At 64.3% G+C, this 14,857-nt stretch carries 14 protein-coding genes and 2 pseudogenes; 11 read left to right on the top strand and 5 right to left on the bottom strand.

Annotated elements, in window-relative coordinates; translation table 11 throughout:
- Nucleotides 1-40 precede the first annotated feature (40 nt).
- Nucleotides 41-928: a LysR family transcriptional regulator gene (locus tag VSR72_RS27200; RefSeq protein ID WP_342955445.1), complete on the top strand. Its 888-nt coding sequence runs from the start codon at nt 41-43 to the stop codon at nt 926-928.
- A 164-nt stretch (nt 929-1,092) separates the two neighbouring features.
- Nucleotides 1,093-2,550: a DEAD/DEAH box helicase gene (locus VSR72_RS27195; RefSeq protein WP_342955444.1), complete on the top strand. Its 1,458-nt coding sequence runs from the start codon at nt 1,093-1,095 to the stop codon at nt 2,548-2,550.
- 23 nt (nt 2,551-2,573) lie between these two features.
- Here the strand turns inward: VSR72_RS27195 and VSR72_RS27190 are convergent, their stop codons facing one another.
- The 3 genes and pseudogenes from VSR72_RS27190 to VSR72_RS27180 form a co-directional block, all read right to left on the bottom strand.
- Nucleotides 2,574-3,248, bottom strand: coding sequence for a class I SAM-dependent methyltransferase (locus tag VSR72_RS27190; RefSeq protein ID WP_342955443.1), 675 nt, complete (start codon nt 3,246-3,248; stop codon nt 2,574-2,576).
- Between the two features lie 88 nt (nt 3,249-3,336).
- Nucleotides 3,337-3,425 (bottom strand): annotated as a pseudogene (locus tag VSR72_RS27185) (VOC family protein); the annotation flags it as partial.
- Nucleotides 3,426-3,610: 185 nt separating this feature from the next.
- Nucleotides 3,611-4,177, bottom strand: a complete 567-nt coding sequence (locus VSR72_RS27180; protein ID WP_342955442.1) for an XRE family transcriptional regulator — start codon at nt 4,175-4,177, stop codon at nt 3,611-3,613.
- 172 nt (nt 4,178-4,349) lie between these two features.
- On the opposite strand from VSR72_RS27180, the gene VSR72_RS27175 reads away from it, so the two are divergent.
- The 3 genes from VSR72_RS27175 (at nt 4,350) to VSR72_RS27165 (ending at nt 7,585) form a co-directional block, all read left to right on the top strand.
- On the top strand, nt 4,350-5,723 hold the full coding sequence (locus VSR72_RS27175; protein WP_342955441.1) for an LLM class flavin-dependent oxidoreductase: 1,374 nt from the start codon (nt 4,350-4,352) through the stop codon (nt 5,721-5,723).
- Between the two features lie 75 nt (nt 5,724-5,798).
- The gene (locus tag VSR72_RS27170; RefSeq protein WP_342955440.1) at nt 5,799-6,302 is read left to right on the top strand and encodes a flavin reductase; all 504 of its coding nucleotides are present in this window, start codon (nt 5,799-5,801) and stop codon (nt 6,300-6,302) included.
- Nucleotides 6,303-6,304: 2 nt separating this feature from the next.
- Nucleotides 6,305-7,585, top strand: a complete 1,281-nt coding sequence (locus VSR72_RS27165; RefSeq protein WP_342955439.1) for an MFS transporter — start codon at nt 6,305-6,307, stop codon at nt 7,583-7,585.
- 22 nt (nt 7,586-7,607) lie between these two features.
- Here VSR72_RS27165 and VSR72_RS27160 read toward each other — a convergent pair whose 3' ends face one another.
- On the bottom strand, nt 7,608-7,802 hold the full coding sequence (locus VSR72_RS27160; RefSeq protein WP_342955438.1) for a hypothetical protein: 195 nt from the start codon (nt 7,800-7,802) through the stop codon (nt 7,608-7,610).
- A 307-nt stretch (nt 7,803-8,109) separates the two neighbouring features.
- Here VSR72_RS27160 and VSR72_RS27155 point away from each other — a divergent pair, with 307 nt between their 5' ends.
- Together VSR72_RS27155 and VSR72_RS27150 are read left to right on the top strand one after the other, a co-directional pair.
- A complete protein-coding gene (locus VSR72_RS27155) occupies nt 8,110-8,829 on the top strand; it encodes a GNAT family protein (RefSeq protein ID WP_342955437.1) in 720 nt (239 codons plus the stop codon).
- Nucleotides 8,830-9,276, top strand: a complete 447-nt coding sequence (locus tag VSR72_RS27150; RefSeq protein ID WP_342955436.1) for a GNAT family N-acetyltransferase — start codon at nt 8,830-8,832, stop codon at nt 9,274-9,276.
- 18 nt (nt 9,277-9,294) lie between these two features.
- Here the strand turns inward: VSR72_RS27150 and VSR72_RS27145 are convergent, their stop codons facing one another.
- Nucleotides 9,295-10,248: a LysR substrate-binding domain-containing protein gene (locus VSR72_RS27145; protein ID WP_342955435.1), complete on the bottom strand. Its 954-nt coding sequence runs from the start codon at nt 10,246-10,248 to the stop codon at nt 9,295-9,297.
- A gap of 159 nt (nt 10,249-10,407) precedes the next feature.
- Between VSR72_RS27145 and VSR72_RS27140 the strand changes: the two are divergent.
- The 4 genes and pseudogenes from VSR72_RS27140 to deoC all read left to right on the top strand — a co-directional run bounded on the left by VSR72_RS27140 (nt 10,408) and on the right by deoC (nt 14,851).
- A pseudogene (locus VSR72_RS27140) lies at nt 10,408-11,529 on the top strand (M20 aminoacylase family protein).
- Between the two features lie 48 nt (nt 11,530-11,577).
- The gene (locus tag VSR72_RS27135; protein WP_342955434.1) at nt 11,578-12,372 is read left to right on the top strand and encodes an ABC transporter substrate-binding protein; all 795 of its coding nucleotides are present in this window, start codon (nt 11,578-11,580) and stop codon (nt 12,370-12,372) included.
- Between the two features lie 124 nt (nt 12,373-12,496).
- On the top strand, nt 12,497-13,687 hold the full coding sequence (locus VSR72_RS27130; protein ID WP_342955433.1) for a porin: 1,191 nt from the start codon (nt 12,497-12,499) through the stop codon (nt 13,685-13,687).
- 156 nt (nt 13,688-13,843) lie between these two features.
- Entirely contained in the window at nt 13,844-14,851 is a 1,008-nt protein-coding gene (gene deoC / locus VSR72_RS27125; RefSeq protein WP_342955432.1) for a deoxyribose-phosphate aldolase, read from the top strand.
- Nucleotides 14,852-14,857 lie beyond the last annotated feature (6 nt).

The following is a 14,857-nucleotide window of genomic DNA, read 5'->3' as shown; positions in this document are numbered from 1 at the left end:
TGATAAGCTCGTACTTTTTATCGCTCCATCAAGAAAATTTATGCCCCGCGATCTCGACAGTACGCTCCTGCGCACGTTCGTCACCGTGGTCGAAACCGGCAATATCAGCGACGCAGCCGTCGTGCTGCATCGAACGCAAGCCGCGATCAGCATGGCGTTGCGTCGGCTGGAAGAAGATGTCGGTCAACGTCTGCTGCAACGTTCGCCGCGCGGCGTCAAACCAACTGCGGCTGGCAATGTGCTGCTTCCCTATGCCTATACGCTGCTCAACGCCGGATTGGCCGCGCGTGCCGCGCTCAATACAGGCGAGATCGCCGGCACGGTCAGATTGGGCATGCTTGAAGACATCGCGGTCGGGCATTTGCCGCACGCGCTGAAGCAATTCGCGGCATCCTTTGAAACCGTCGCGCTCGAAATCATGATCGACGGCAGCGAGACCCTTGGCAAACAGCTCGCTAAAGGTCAGCTCGATATTGTGATCGGCGATCCCGCGCTCATTCACGTCAGCCCGGACGTTACGTGGCAGCATCCATTGCGCTGGGCCGCGGCGAACACGCGCGAAACGCAATTCAGCGACGCTGCGCTTCCCATCGTCGCGTTTGCGGGCAATTGCCCGTGGCAGGACACCCTGTTCGGTTCCTTGCGTGACGCCGCTATTACGTGGAAGGTGGTCTGTACGAGCGCGAGCTTGTCCGCGATTCAGTCGGCCATCGAGGCGGGTCTGGGCATCGGGGTGTTGCTCGACTGGACTATCCGGCGCGACACGATGCGTGCGCTCGACTCCGGCGAACTCGGCTTGCCGACACCGCCGGCGGCCACCTTTGGGCTATTTACGCGCAGCAATGACCAGACGGCCGCGATGGCGACGTTGCAGCAGTTTCTGCTTGAGTCATTGGCGCTCGACAATCCGCGGACAAGCGAAAACTAGAACTGCGTCGGTCTCCAGGCAAGCGCTTCGAGGGCGGCGAGACTGGCGCCGCCTATGTCTACTGTGATCGTTTCGGGTACGCGGTTGCTATCGATGAAACGCATCGTACGACTAATGCCACGACGGTAACCGCTAGAATTGCGGTTTTAGCCCGGAACACGCCCATGTCTTTTGCCTCGCTTGGCCTGATCGATCCCTTGCTGCGTAATGTGCAGGATCTCAATTACCAGACACCTACGCCGGTGCAGGTCAAGGCGATTCCTGCTGTGCTCAGCGGCAAGGACGTCATGGCTGCGGCACAGACCGGCACTGGCAAGACGGCGGGTTTTGCGCTGCCGCTGTTGCAACGGCTGGTGCAACATGGCCCGGCGGTGTCCAGCAATCGCGCGCGTGTTCTGGTGCTGGTGCCCACGCGTGAGCTAGCTGAGCAAGTGCTACAAAGCTTTATCGCTTACGGCAAAGGCCTCGACTTACGATTTCTGGCCGCCTACGGCGGCGTGAGCATCAACCCGCAGATGATGAAGTTGCGCAAGGGCGTGGATGTGCTCGTCGCCACGCCGGGCCGTTTGCTGGACCTCAATCGCCAGAATGCCGTGCAGTTCGATCAAGTACAAACGCTGGTGCTGGATGAGGCCGACCGTATGCTGGATCTGGGCTTTGCGCGCGAACTCAACGCTGTCTTCGCTGCCTTGCCCGCCCAGCGCCAGACGCTACTGTTCTCTGCCACGTTTACCGACGATATCCGCGCCATGGCGGCGAGCATTCTGCGCGGTCCGGTCGATATCAGCGTCAGCCCGCGCAATGCCACGGCCAGCAAGATCAAGCAGTGGATCGTGACGGTCGATAAGAGGAACAAGCCCGACCTTTTCATGCACCTCGTGGCCGAGAACAACTGGGAGCACGCGCTGGTGTTCGTCAAGACCCGCAGTGGCGTGGATTACCTGGCGGCCATGCTCGACGATGCGGGCTATGCGGTCGACACCATCCACGGTGACAAGCCGCAACCCGCGCGCCTGCGTGCGCTGGAGCGCTTCAAGACGGGCGAAGTCAATATGCTGGTAGCCACCGACGTGGCCGCGCGCGGACTGGATATCGACGACCTGCCGCTGGTGATCAACGTCGATCTGCCGATCGTGGCGCAAGACTACGTGCACCGTATTGGCCGTACAGGCCGCGCGGGCGCGAGCGGCGTGGCAGTGTCCCTTGTATGTGCCGATGAAGCGCCGCAACTGGCCGCGATTGAAGCGCTGATCCGGCAAACGCTGCCCCGTGAAGAAGAGCCGGGTTTCGAAGCCGAACACCGCGTGCCGGAAACCAGCGCAACGGGCCAGATCATCAAGAAACCCAAAAAGCCCAAGAAGCCCAAAGTGCCGCAAGCTGCGCCGGGCGTCGTGCAAGGGCCAGGCAAAAAGCCGCACCCGCAAGGTAGCGAAAACAAACGCAAGCCTGCGGCGCAGCACGCTGTGGCCGCGGGTACGGACACGAGCTTGATCGCCGGAAGCCCATTCAGCGTGCAAAAGCCACGCAGCAAACCCGCCGGCAAGCCAGCCAGCAAGCCCGCTGCGGGTTCACGCAAATCGGCTGGCAAACCCGCTGGCGGCCGCGGTAAGCGCCAACCGTGATTCGTGGGGCACCGTGCCCCCCATCACCCAACCCGCATCGAAACTTCCACGTCCCCACCAAACGGAATCGAGAGATAACCGTTGTCGGGCGCCCGTACGCGCGCAAGATAGTCGGGGCTGTAATCGGCATTGTCCGCGACGATAAACGCGCCCGGAGCGAGACGCGACTCGACGAGGCTCAGAATGTTGCCGTAGAGCGCCTTCGCGCCATCGAGCAGCAGGAGGTCGATCGACTCCGGCAGATCGACGCTCAGCGTCTGCAGCGCATCGCCTTCGCGGATTTCCACGAGATCGATGAGCCCGCCGCTCACGAGGTTTTTGCGGGCGCGCGCGACCTTGGACGGCTCGAATTCACACGTGATCAAACGGCCGCCGCCGTTGTCCCTTAAGGCCGCTGCGAGGTGCAGCGTGGAGATGCCAAACGACGTGCCGAATTCGACGATCGTCCGCGCATGACCCCCGCGCGCCAGCATATAGAGCAGCACGCCCGTTTCTCGCGAAACGGGGAGCGCAATGTCCTTGAGGCGCCCGTAGAAGTCGAGATAGTCGGTCTTGCTGTGCATCAGCCGCGTACGCTCCTCGGGTGAGAGCGCGGCCACTGCGGAAATGGAGGCCGGGAAAATGGCATCGGCTTCTTCGAACAGGCGATTCAGCAGCGGTGCGAGTTGGGGTGAGGTCAATGTGTTCACGCAAATCATCCTTTAAATGAAATCAAAACGGATCGCAATTACATAGTATGACTAAGTATAATGAAATTAGCCGTTCTACTTTTGCGATTCAGATTAGTCAGTTGTCGAACGTGCCGCGATATCCGGGAGCGGCGTCTGTACGAGTATTCATTTCGAACATCACGCCGCACGGCAGAAAAAGCGCGACGATCATCGGTCTCTCATGTTGTGGCGGCGGCCCTGTGCCGTTACCGCCTGAGGACTTCAGAATATAAGCAAATGCTCATATTCGGCTACTCGCATTGGGCGTGCGCGTGCCATGCGCGCAAAACCCCTGCGCCATAGCCTGTTCAACGATGAAGGACAGTAGCGTCGGCGGCCCGTACTCGCATTCAGCGACGCACGAGCGCCACGATGTACACGCACGGGCCCTTGCCCGGATTGAAGAATGCGCAGTCGACAGGCGGCCCAAGCTGGAGGCAGTCGCCGGCTTCGAGCGTGTGAACCTGCTCGCCTTCCTCGAATACCAGCGTGCCGCCGCGCACCCAGATCTGCTGATGCTGAAACGTGAACGCCGACGCCGGATACGCCACGCGTATGCCGCCCGGCAACTCGATCTCGACCAGATCGAGCATGCCGCCGTTGCGCGGCGAGACGGCCCGCCGCGTATAGCCGGTTTCGGGGTCCTGCCAAAGCTGCTGATCGGCGGCGCGGCTCAAACGCTCGCCAGTTTGCTCGGCGAGCGCGAGCAGCATGGAGAGTTGCAGTCCAAAGGCGCCCGAAAGCCGGCCGAGCACGGTGGCCGTGGGGCTCGCTTCACCGCGCTCGATCTTGCTGATCATCGCCCTGGAAACGCCCGAGCGCTCGGCCATGTCCGCGAGCGACCAGCCGCGCGATTCGCGCTCGATACGCACGCGGGTGGAAATGCCGGAAGTGGGATCGGTGAGCGGTCGGTTCATGCCTGCAGGTTGGCGCAATGGGCGGGAGCGAGTCGATTATACGAGGCCATGAGCGGCACGCCATGTAACCGATCGAAAGGCATTCGAGTTAACCCGGATCAAATCCCGGTTTCACTGGTATCCGTTCGTCTACTATAGTAGATGCCATCGAGCGCGCCGAAAAGGAGCCGACATGCCGCGTGAAATCCGTCTGAACGCTTTCGACATGAACTGCGTGGGCCACATTCAGCAGGGCTTGTGGACGCATCCGCGCGACCAGTCGAGCCGCTATACGGAACTCCAGTACTGGACCGACTACGCGAAGAAGCTCGAACGGGGCCTCTTCGACGGCATTTTTTTCGCGGATGTCGTGGGCGTGTATGACGTCTACGGCGGCAATGCCGACGCCGCGTTGCGCGGCGCGGTGCAGGTGCCAGTGAACGATCCTACGCTCGTCATTCCCGCCATGGCCGCGGTCACGCAGCATCTGGGCTTTGGCGTGACGGCCAATCTCACGTATGAGCAGCCGTTTCTGTTCGCGCGGCGCATGTCCACGCTCGACCATCTCACGGGCGGGCGCATCGGCTGGAACATCGTGACGGGCTATCTCGACAGCGCGGCCCGCGCGATCGGCATGGACGGCCAGAACGCCCACGACGACCGCTACGATCTGGCCGACGAATACATGGCGCTCGTGTACAAGCTCTGGGAAGGCAGCTGGGACGACGACGCCGTCGTCAACGACCGCGCTGGCGGCATTTACGCCGACCCCGCGCGCGTGCGCATGATTCATCATCGCGGTCCGCAGTACAAGGTGGATGCGATGCATCTGTGCGCGCCATCGCCGCAGCGCACGCCGGTGCTGTATCAGGCGGGATCGTCCACGCGCGGAAGGCGTTTTGCGGCGACGCACGCCGAATGCGTGTTCATCAATGGCCAGAAGATGGACGGCGTGAGGGAGATCGTCGGGGACATTCGGGCGCAGGCCGTGCAACTCGGGCGTGCGGCCGACGACGTGAAAGTCTTTCTCGGCGCGACGCTCATCGTCGGCCGCACGGATAGCGAAGCGCAAGAGAAGTTCGAGGAGTACCGGCGCTACGTGAGCTCCGAAGCGGCGCTCGCGCACGCCGCGGCTTCGCTTGGCATCGATTTCGCGCGCTACGATCTCGACGAGCCCATCGAGACGGGCAAGAGCCAGGCGATTGTTTCCAACGTCGAAGTCATGACGCGCAGCGCCGGGCCGCAATGGACGCGCCGCAAGCTGCTCGAGCAGATGGTGCTCGGCAGCCGCCAGACGCCGTGGGTGGGTTCGGCGCAAAGCGTCGCGCAAACGCTGATCGAGTGGAGCGAGAAAGCTGGCGTGGACGGCTTCAATCTCTCGCGCACGGTGGTGCCGGAATGCTTCGACGACGTGGTCGAGTTGCTGGTGCCTGAATTGCAAACACGTGGCGCGTATAAAAGCGCGTATCGTGAGGGCACCCTGCGTGAAAAGCTTTCCGGCGGCGCGCGCCTGCCGGCGTCGCATGCGGCGGCGCGGTATCGCGGCGCGCGCGTGAATGACGCATGAGCGGCGTGTGAGCGACGCATGAAAATCGGGCACTGAATTCCCGCTACGAGGAGACCGCGGCAAGCGGGCAAGAATATGGTAGACAAATCCCTCTTTCGCGACGCGATGGCTGGTCTTGGGGCCGCCGTGAACATCGTTACGACCGATGGCGACGCCGGGCGCGCCGGCTGCACGGCGTCCGCCGTGTGCGGCGTGACGGACGAGCCGCCCACGCTGCTCGTCTGCATCAACCGCACGAGCCGCAACAACGCGATCCTGCGCGAGAACGGGCGGCTCTGCGTGAACGTGCTGGCGGCCGACCAGCACGAGGTCGCCACGTGTTTCGCCACGAAAGACATCGACATGGCCGAACGTTTCGCGCTCGCCGAGTGGTATCGGCTCGAAACGGGCGCGCCGGCGCTGCGCGGCGCGGTGAGTTCGTTCGATTGCCATATCACGCGCACGACCGAAGTCGGCACGCATACGGTGTTCTTCTGCGAGATCAAGGCGGCACGCATGGTGGGCGGGCGCGACGGGCTGATCTGGTTTGGCCGCGCGTTTCATCGCGTGCTTGCGCAGGCGCACGCGGCGGCGGCCTGAGCGTGGCGCGCACGCCTTCACAAGGCGCGGCAGGTTCCCGTTCTTCAGACGAAACGGGGCCGCCGGGGCAACGCGCGGCGCAACGCGGCAAGGCCGCATCGCTCGCGTTGCTGCTCCTCGCGCAGGTAGCGGCGATGGGGGTGTGGTTCTCGTCGAGCACGGTGGTGGCGCTCATCAAGCAGGCGCACGCCATTGCCGCCTTCGACGAGGCCCTGCTCACGAGCGCCGTGCAGTGCGGCTTCGTGGCCGGCACCATCACGTCCGCGTTGCTCTCGCTGCCCGACCGCTACGATCTGCGCCGGCTGCTCGCGCTTTCCGCGCTCGTGGCGGCGGCGGCCACGGCCTCGCTCGCGTTCCTGCCGCCGGTTGGCGGGGCGGTCGTCGCGCTGCGGTTCATCACCGGCATGTGCATGGCGGGCGTGTATCCGGTCGGCATGCGGCTCGCCGCGACCTGGGCGCAAGGCGATCTCGGTCTGCTCGTCGGCCTGCTCGTGGGCGCGCTCACGCTCGGCTCGGCAAGCCCGCATCTGCTCGCAGCGACTGGCGGGCTCGGCTGGCGCACGATCTACGGCGTCGCCGCGGCCTGTGCGGCGTGCGCGGCGGTGCTGATCGGCTTTGCGGGAATCGGGCCGAATATCCGGCGCGCGACGCGCGTCGACTTCGCAAAGGTCACCCAGGCGTGGCGGCGGCCCGCCTTGCGCCTGGCCAATCTCGGCTACCTGGGCCACATGTGGGAGCTCTACGCGATGTGGGCGTGGCTCGCGCTGTTCCTTCAACAAACGTTCGTCGCGCGCGGCATGGCGAATGCCCGCACGCGCGCGGAATGGATGACCTTCAGCGTAATCGCGATCGGTGCCGCGGGCGCGTGGCTCGGCGGCGTGCTGGCGGACCGCGTGGGGCGCACCGCCGTCACGGTCGGCGCGATGGCGACGAGCGCCACGTGTGCGGCGCTCATGGGCTGGCTGGCTAACGCGCCGCTCATCGCGATGGGCGCGGTCGCGCTCGTCTGGGGCGTTTCGGTGATCGCCGATTCCGCGCAGTTTTCGGCGAGCGTGGCCGAGCTGGCCGATGCGGACTCGGTCGGCACGCTGCTCACCGCGCAGACCTGCGCGGGTTTCCTGCTCACGCTGGTGAGCATTCATCTCGTGCCGTACGTGGTGGCGTGGATGGGCTGGCGGGGCGGCTTCGGCATGCTGGCCGTGGGGCCGGCGCTGGGTTGTGTCGCGATGCTGCGCCTGCGGCGCCATCCCGATGCGGTGAGGCTTGCGGGCGGGCGGCGCTGAGCATCGACGAATCTGCGCGATGCTAACGATCGAGCAGAAAGTAGATGCCGATGAATACCGCCATCGCAAATGCGCTACACGCGAGTACTGCGCCAGCGTCAATCAGCAATCCGTGCTGCGTATGCATGAGACTGGCGGCAAAATGATTCGAGTCCACGATGCTCTCCACGGCGAAGTGCAGCAAACGGATTGCCGCTTCCCGCACGGATGAATTCATGCCGTTATTGCTGGCACGACAACGCGAGATACGCTGCCACGCGCGATCGGTGCATGAATGCGGTTGACGAGTGACGAAGTATCGACGAGCAGTTGCGGACCCATGTCTTTCTCCCGGCGCAGTGTGTTGCGCGACAGACATCAGAATAGGCGCGGGGAGAGACGGACAACATCGAACGAATTCGAATCCGCTCGTGGCACCAGAACATCTCCCTTTCGTGGATCTTTCCACGGAGCCACGGCTGCGGTACTTTAGCGCGATCATCGCGGATAACACGCATGCATCGCGCTAGAGGAGCTTGTCACGCATGTCAGCAAGACTGAACGAATTCCAGCAGCCCATTGGCGAGCCTGTCACCGGCTGGCAGCCGCGCGAGCGGCCCGCGCGCGTGACGATCGAGGGTCAGTTCTGCCGCATCGAGCCCATTGACCTCGACCGTCACGCCGCCGATCTCTTCGAAGCCTACGGCTCGGCGGCCGACGGGCGCGACTGGACCTACCTGTTCGCCGAGCCGTTCACCGACTTTGCAACGTTCCGCGAATACCTCGCGAAAGCGGCCGCATCGAGCGATCCGTTCCACTACGCCGTGATCGACCGCGCGAGCGGTCAAGCCGTGGGCACGTTCGCGCTCATGCGCATCGAGCCGGTGCACGGTGTGATCGAAGTAGGCAGCGTGACGTTTTCGCCGCGCCTGAAGCAAACGCCGATTTCCACCGAGGCCCAGTACCTGCTGATGCGCTACGTGTTCGACAACCTCGGCTACCGGCGCTACGAATGGAAATGCGACAGCCTCAACGCGCCCTCGCGCAAGACGGCGTTGCGTCTGGGCTTCCAGTTCGAGGGCATTTTCCGCCAGGCGATCGTGTACAAGGGGCGCAACCGCGACACCGCGTGGTTCGCGGTTATCGACCAGGACTGGCCGCTCGTGAAGGCCGCGTTCGAAAAGTGGCTGTCGAAGGAAAATTTCGACGCACAAGGCAAGCAGCGCGCGTCGCTTGCGAGCTTGAGAGAAACGGCAGCGTCCTGAATGTCCGGGGCGATCCTCATCCGCGACGTCGCGAGCGCCGACCGCGACGCGTGGTTCCCCCTTTGGGCGGGCTACAACGCGTTCTACGAAACGAACGTCGAGCCGCACATCAGCGAGCGGACGTGGCAGCGCATGCTCGATGCGAGCGCGCCGGTGTTCGGGCGTGTCGCCGAAGTCGAGGGACAGCTTGCGGGGTTCAGCCTCTGCGTGCTGCATGAAGGCACGTGGGTCGATGCACCCATCTGCTACCTGGAAGATCTGTTCGTCGATCCCGCATGCCGCGGGCAGGGCATAGGCCGGCGGCTTATCGAAGACCTCATCACACTGGCGCGTTCGCGCGCCTGGTCGCGTCTTTACTGGCACACGCGCGAGGACAACCCCGCGCGCAAGCTCTACGACGAATTCGCGAAAGCCGACGATTTCGTGCGCTACCGGTTGCAGTTCTGAACCGCTCGCGCCCAGGCATCAGATCAACAGTTCGAGTGTCTGGAACAAAGCGAGATCGTCTTTCTTCGCCGAGCGCGCGTGCCGGCGTATCACCTGAAGCAGGCAATCGACGAAGGCGACCGCGGCGCGGCTTAGCGTGCTGTTGCGGCGCGTGACGATGCTCAGTTGTCGGGGCTCGAAGGTCTCGCGCAACGCGAGCGGCTGCAGGCGGCCGCCGAACGGCGGCACGTGGCTCAGGATCGTCGGGCTCCACGTGCACATGTCGGCCTGCTCGACCATGGTCTGCAGCGTCGCGACCGACTGGGCGCGCACGATCCGGCGCGCGTCGATCTGCGCGCCGTGGCGCGTGAACAGATAGTCGACCAGGTCGGCTTCGCTGTCGGGCGCGAAGTTCAGCACCCAGTCTTCGTCGAGCAATTCGTGAATCGAGCGTGCTCGCGCCTTGCGGTGCCCTGCGCGCACCATCACCGACGATTCGTAAGTCAGCACTGGCTCACAGGCGAACTCCTGTGCGCTCGCGCCGGGCTGCAACTGGCCGATGGCGAAGTCCATGCTGCCCTCGCGCAGCAGCGGCTGGGCAACGGCCATCAGCCCTTCGACCAGCTCCAGGCGGATATCGGGCATGCGCTCGCGAAAGCGCCGTACGGCCTCTGCCAGAAAGGTCAGCGTAATCCACGGCGTGACGCCCACCATGAGGCTGCCTTCCACGCGCCCCCTCAAACGCTCCAGATCGTTGTGCGCGTGCTCCAGCTGGTTGAGCACGAGCCGCGCATGCGTGAGCAGCACCTTGCCGTGCTCGGTGAACGTGATGCCTTCGGGCGCGCGGATCAGGAGCGGCAGACGCTCGCTGGCCTCCAGTTCGCGCAGCGCGCGCGTGACGGCGGCCTGCGAAAGCCCGAGCGCGCGGGCCGCGCCGCGAATGCTGCCGGCTTCCGCGCTGGCGACGAGCGCCTCGAGTTGATGCAGTTTCATTGCGATGGGCGACAACTAAACGTTGTCATCATAACAAAATGCTGGCTGTTCTCCTTGATTTGCGCTGCATACGATTCGCTCCACGTTGCACCAACAGGCGGAGGAGACGAATTGAGCAGACAGTGGGTGTTGCCGGAAGTGACGGCAATCGAAGCCGAAATGATCGCGCTGCGCCGCAAGCTGCACGCGCAGCCCGAACTGGGCTTCGAAGAACATGTGACGAGCGCGCTTGTTGCCGAGAAGCTCGAAGCATGGGGCTATCGCGTGACGCGCGGCGTGGGCGGCACCGGCGTGGTCGGGACGATGGCGCGTGGGCGCGGCTTCAGCCTCGGGCTGCGCGCCGACATGGACGCGCTGCCCATACGCGAGGCGACGGGCCTGCCCTACGCGAGCCGCAGCGACGGCGTGATGCATGCCTGCGGTCACGACGGTCACACGGCGATGCTGCTGGCGGCGGCCTGCTGCCTCGCACAGAACGCGCACTGGCGCGGCACGCTACACCTGATTTTTCAGCCGGCGGAGGAAGGCTTGGGCGGCGCACTCAAGATGATCGAGGACGGCCTCTTTAAGCGCTTTCCCTGCGACGCCGTATTCGCCATGCACAACGTGCCTGGTTTTCCGGCGGGGCAGATCGGCTTTCACAGCGGCGCTTTCATGGCCTCCGCCGACGAAGTGACGATCCGCGTGATCGGCCGCGGCGGCCACGCGGCCGCGCCCCAGCAGACGATCGACCCCATCGTGGTCGGCGCCTCGATCGTCATGGCGCTGCAAAGCGTGGTGGCGCGCAACGTGGCGCCGCACGACCAGGCCGTTGTCAGCGTCGGCGCGCTGCATGCAGGGAGCGCCTCGAACGTCATTGCGCCGCACGCCGATCTGCACCTGAGCGTGCGCGCGCTATCGGCGCCGGTGCGTGAGTTGCTGGAGCGTCGCATCCGCGAACTGGCGCAGGGGCAGGCCGCGAGTTACGGCGCGCGCGTGGAGATCGACTATCGCCATGATTATCCCGTGCTCGTCAACCATGGCGACGAAACCGAGGTGGCGCGCCGCGTCGCGCTCGAGTGGGGCGGCTAGGAGTTGCTGATCGATGGTCTGCGCCCGCTCATGGCGAGTGAAGATTTCGCCTACATGCTGGAGCACTGCCCCGGCAGCTACCTCTCGATCGGCAACGGCGACAGCGAGCAGCACTGCTCGCTGCACCACCCCGGCTACGACTTCAACGACGCGAGCCTCGCCATTGGCGCGAGCTACTGGATCAAGCTCGCGGAGCACATTCTGCAATGAGCACAGTAACCATCGAAGCAACTTGAACAACAGACAGGAGACGGGCAAATGAAGAAATGGACGATGGCGCTCTCGCTGGCGCTTGCCGCGGCGGCAACGGCGGGCGAGGCGTACGCGGTGGATCTGAAGGGCCGGGAGATCCGGCTCGCGGTCGATCCCACGTATCCGCCGCTCGAATACAAGACGCCGGATGGCAAGCTCACCGGCTTCGGCGTCGATATCGCCAATGCGTTGTGCGCGCAACTGAATGCGCATTGCGTGTGGGTGGAAGCGAGCTTCGACGGAATGATTCCGGGCCTGATCGCGCGCAAGTTCGACGTGATCTCTTCGTCGATGACGATCACCCCCAAGCGCGCGGAGCAGATCGCCTTCACCAACAAGATCTCGAACGCGCCCGCGCGGCTCGTCGTGCGCCGAGGCTCGCCGCTTTTGCCTGACGCGGCCTCGCTCAAGGGCAAACGCGTGGGCGTGGAACAGGGCACGAGTCAGGAAGATTACGCGCGCGCGAAGTGGCAGCCCGCAGGCGTGGAGATCGTGCCTTATCAGAACCAGGACCAGGTGTACGCGGACCTGACGTCGGGCCGCCTCGACGCCGCGTTCCAGGCCTCGATCGCCGCGAGCGACGGCTTTTTGAAGCGTCCCGAGGGCAAGGACTTCACGTTCGCGGGAAGCGCTATCGACGACCCGAAGTTCTTCGGTCAGGGTGACGGCCTCGGTCTGCGCAAGCAGGACACCGAACTGCGCGAAGCCTTCAACGGTGCGCTCGCCGACATTCTCGCAAACGGCACTTACGCGCGCATCAACAAGAAGTACTTCGACTTCGATATCTACGGGTCGAAATAACACCGGACGGGCGGCGCAACAGGCTAGGGCGGGCGCAGGGCATGCGGTCCGCCTCGGTGAGCAAAGGGGCAACGGTTTCACCGGCATATCATGATTAGCATGCCTTATAAAAAATGGAAGACGAATGAACAAGAGGAAGATCTTTTGCGCCATGGCGTTGTGCGGCGCCGCGGCGCCGGCTCTCGCGCAGAGCAGCGTGACCTTGTACGGTTTGATCGACGAGGGTATCGACTACACGAACAACGTGGGCGGACATAGCGTCTACGAGATGACGAGCGGCTACGCGCAAGGCAGCCGCTGGGGGCTCAAGGGCACCGAAGATCTCGGCGGCGGTAACAGCGCGATCTTCCAGATCGAAAGCGGCTTCAACGCGAGCAACGGGGCGCTGGCAGAGGGCGGCCGGGCCTTCGGACGCCAGGCGTATGTGGGCCTCGCCAACGAGCGCTACGGTACGCTCACGCTCGGGCGCCAGTACGACGCGGTGGTGGACTACCTTGCGCAAACCACGTCGAACGGCAACTGGGGCGGCTACCTGTTCTCGCATCCCTTCGACAACGACAACACCGACAACACGTTTCGCCTGAACAACACGATCAAATACGCGAGTCCGACGTTCGGCGGCTTCTCGTTCGGCGGCACCTACAGTTTCAGCAACGACACGAACTTCGCGAACAACCGCGCGGTGAGCGTGGGTGCGCAATACACGGTCGGCGGCTGGCTCATCGCGGCGGCCTACCTGAACGCCAGCAACCCCGCGCTGACTTCGGGCGGCGCGATTGCGGGCGCGAGCAGCACGAACGGCGCGGACGGCAATTTCGCTTCGTCGCGTCTGCAGATTTTCGGTGCGGGCGTGAACTACACGGCAGGGTCGGCAACGGTCGGCTTCGCGTACACCAACACGTACATCGGTCAGCCCGTGGCGAACGTTGGGTATCTCACCGGCGACGAAACGATTCAGCCAGTGACGGGGCCGCTCGCCGGCGGCCGGGTGACGTCGCTCAGGTATCAGAACTTCGAGGTGAACGGGAAATATCAGTTCACGCCGGCTTTCTACGTTGGCGCGGACTATGTCTACACGCTCGAACACTACGATGCGACGACAGGCAGTGTGAAGCCGTCGATCCATTCGGTGGGGCTGATGCTCGACTACAACCTCTCGAAACGCACCGACGTGTATCTGCAGAGCGCGTTCCAGCTCGTGGCGGGCGACAAGACCGGCTCGTCGCTCGACCAGGCTTATGTGCCCGGCGCGCAGGATCTCTCTTCGACCTCGCGCCAGGTCGTGGTGCGCGCCGCGATGCGCCACACGTTCTAACGGGCGATCGGCGGGGCAGCGGCTTGCTCTGCCGCCCCGTATGGCTCAATAGATAGGATTGTAACGAGTATTGTCACGATCGTTTCATCGGTATAGGATGGGTGCGAATAAACCACCACGGTTTGATGTGCATTGCACAAATTCGCCTCCCAGCCTATGTCAGAAGCTTCAACGAACTCGCTCATCGTGCTGCGCGGCGCGCCCGCCCAGCATGCTGCTGCGCGCAATGCCGGCGTGGCGTTCGACGCGGCGTGGCTCGACGCCTTGCGCGTCAACCAGTCCGCCGTCGAGCGGCGCACGGCCACGCTCGGCACGCGCCGCGCGGTCAAGAAGGACGCGCAGGCCGCGTGGCTCCTGAAGGCCATCACCTGCATCGATCTCACCACGCTCAACGGCGACGACACCGAAGGCCGCGTGCGGCGCCTCTGCACGAAGGCGCGCCACCCCGTGCGCGCCGACCTGCTTGCGGCGCTCGGCTTCGCGCCCGAGGCCATCACGACGGGCGCGGTGTGCGTGTACCACCGCTTCGTCGCGGCGGCCGTGGATGCGCTGGCGGGCAGCGGCATTCCCGTTGCGGCGGTCTCCACCGGCTTTCCCGCGGGCCTGAATCCCCACGCGCTCAAGCTCAAGGAAATCGAGGCATCGGTGAAGGACGGCGCCGAGGAAATCGATATCGTCGTCACGCGCGAGTACGTGCTCACCGGCAACTGGCGCGCGCTCTACGACGAAGTGCGCGAGTTTCGCGCGGCCTGCGGCGAGGCGCATCTGAAGGCCATTCTCGCCACCGGCGACATTCGCGTGCTGTCGAACATCGCCAAGGCTTCGATGGTCTGCATGATGGCGGGTGCCGACTTCATCAAGACGTCTACGGGCAAGGAAGGGACCAACGCCACGCTCGACGTATCGCTCGTGATGGTGCGCATGATCCGCGAGTACCGCGAGCGCACCGGCGCGCTGGTGGGCTTCAAGCCCGCGGGCGGCGTATCGAACGCCAAGACCGCGCTCGCGTACCAGATCCTCATGAAGGAGGAACTGGGGCGGCCCTGGCTCGAGCCCGAGCTATTCCGCTTCGGCGCTTCGAGCCTGCTCGCCGACATCGAGCGCCAGCTCGAACACCACGTGAGCGGCCGCTATTCCGCCTTCCACCGCCACCCCGTAGCCTGAGCAGAC

This window comes from Paraburkholderia sp. JHI869 (genome assembly GCF_038900775.1).
In the GTDB taxonomy this organism is placed as follows: Bacteria; Pseudomonadota; Gammaproteobacteria; order Burkholderiales; family Burkholderiaceae; genus Paraburkholderia.
Note: the sequence above shows the minus strand (reverse complement) of the source record. Positions and strands in the feature narration are given on the sequence as shown.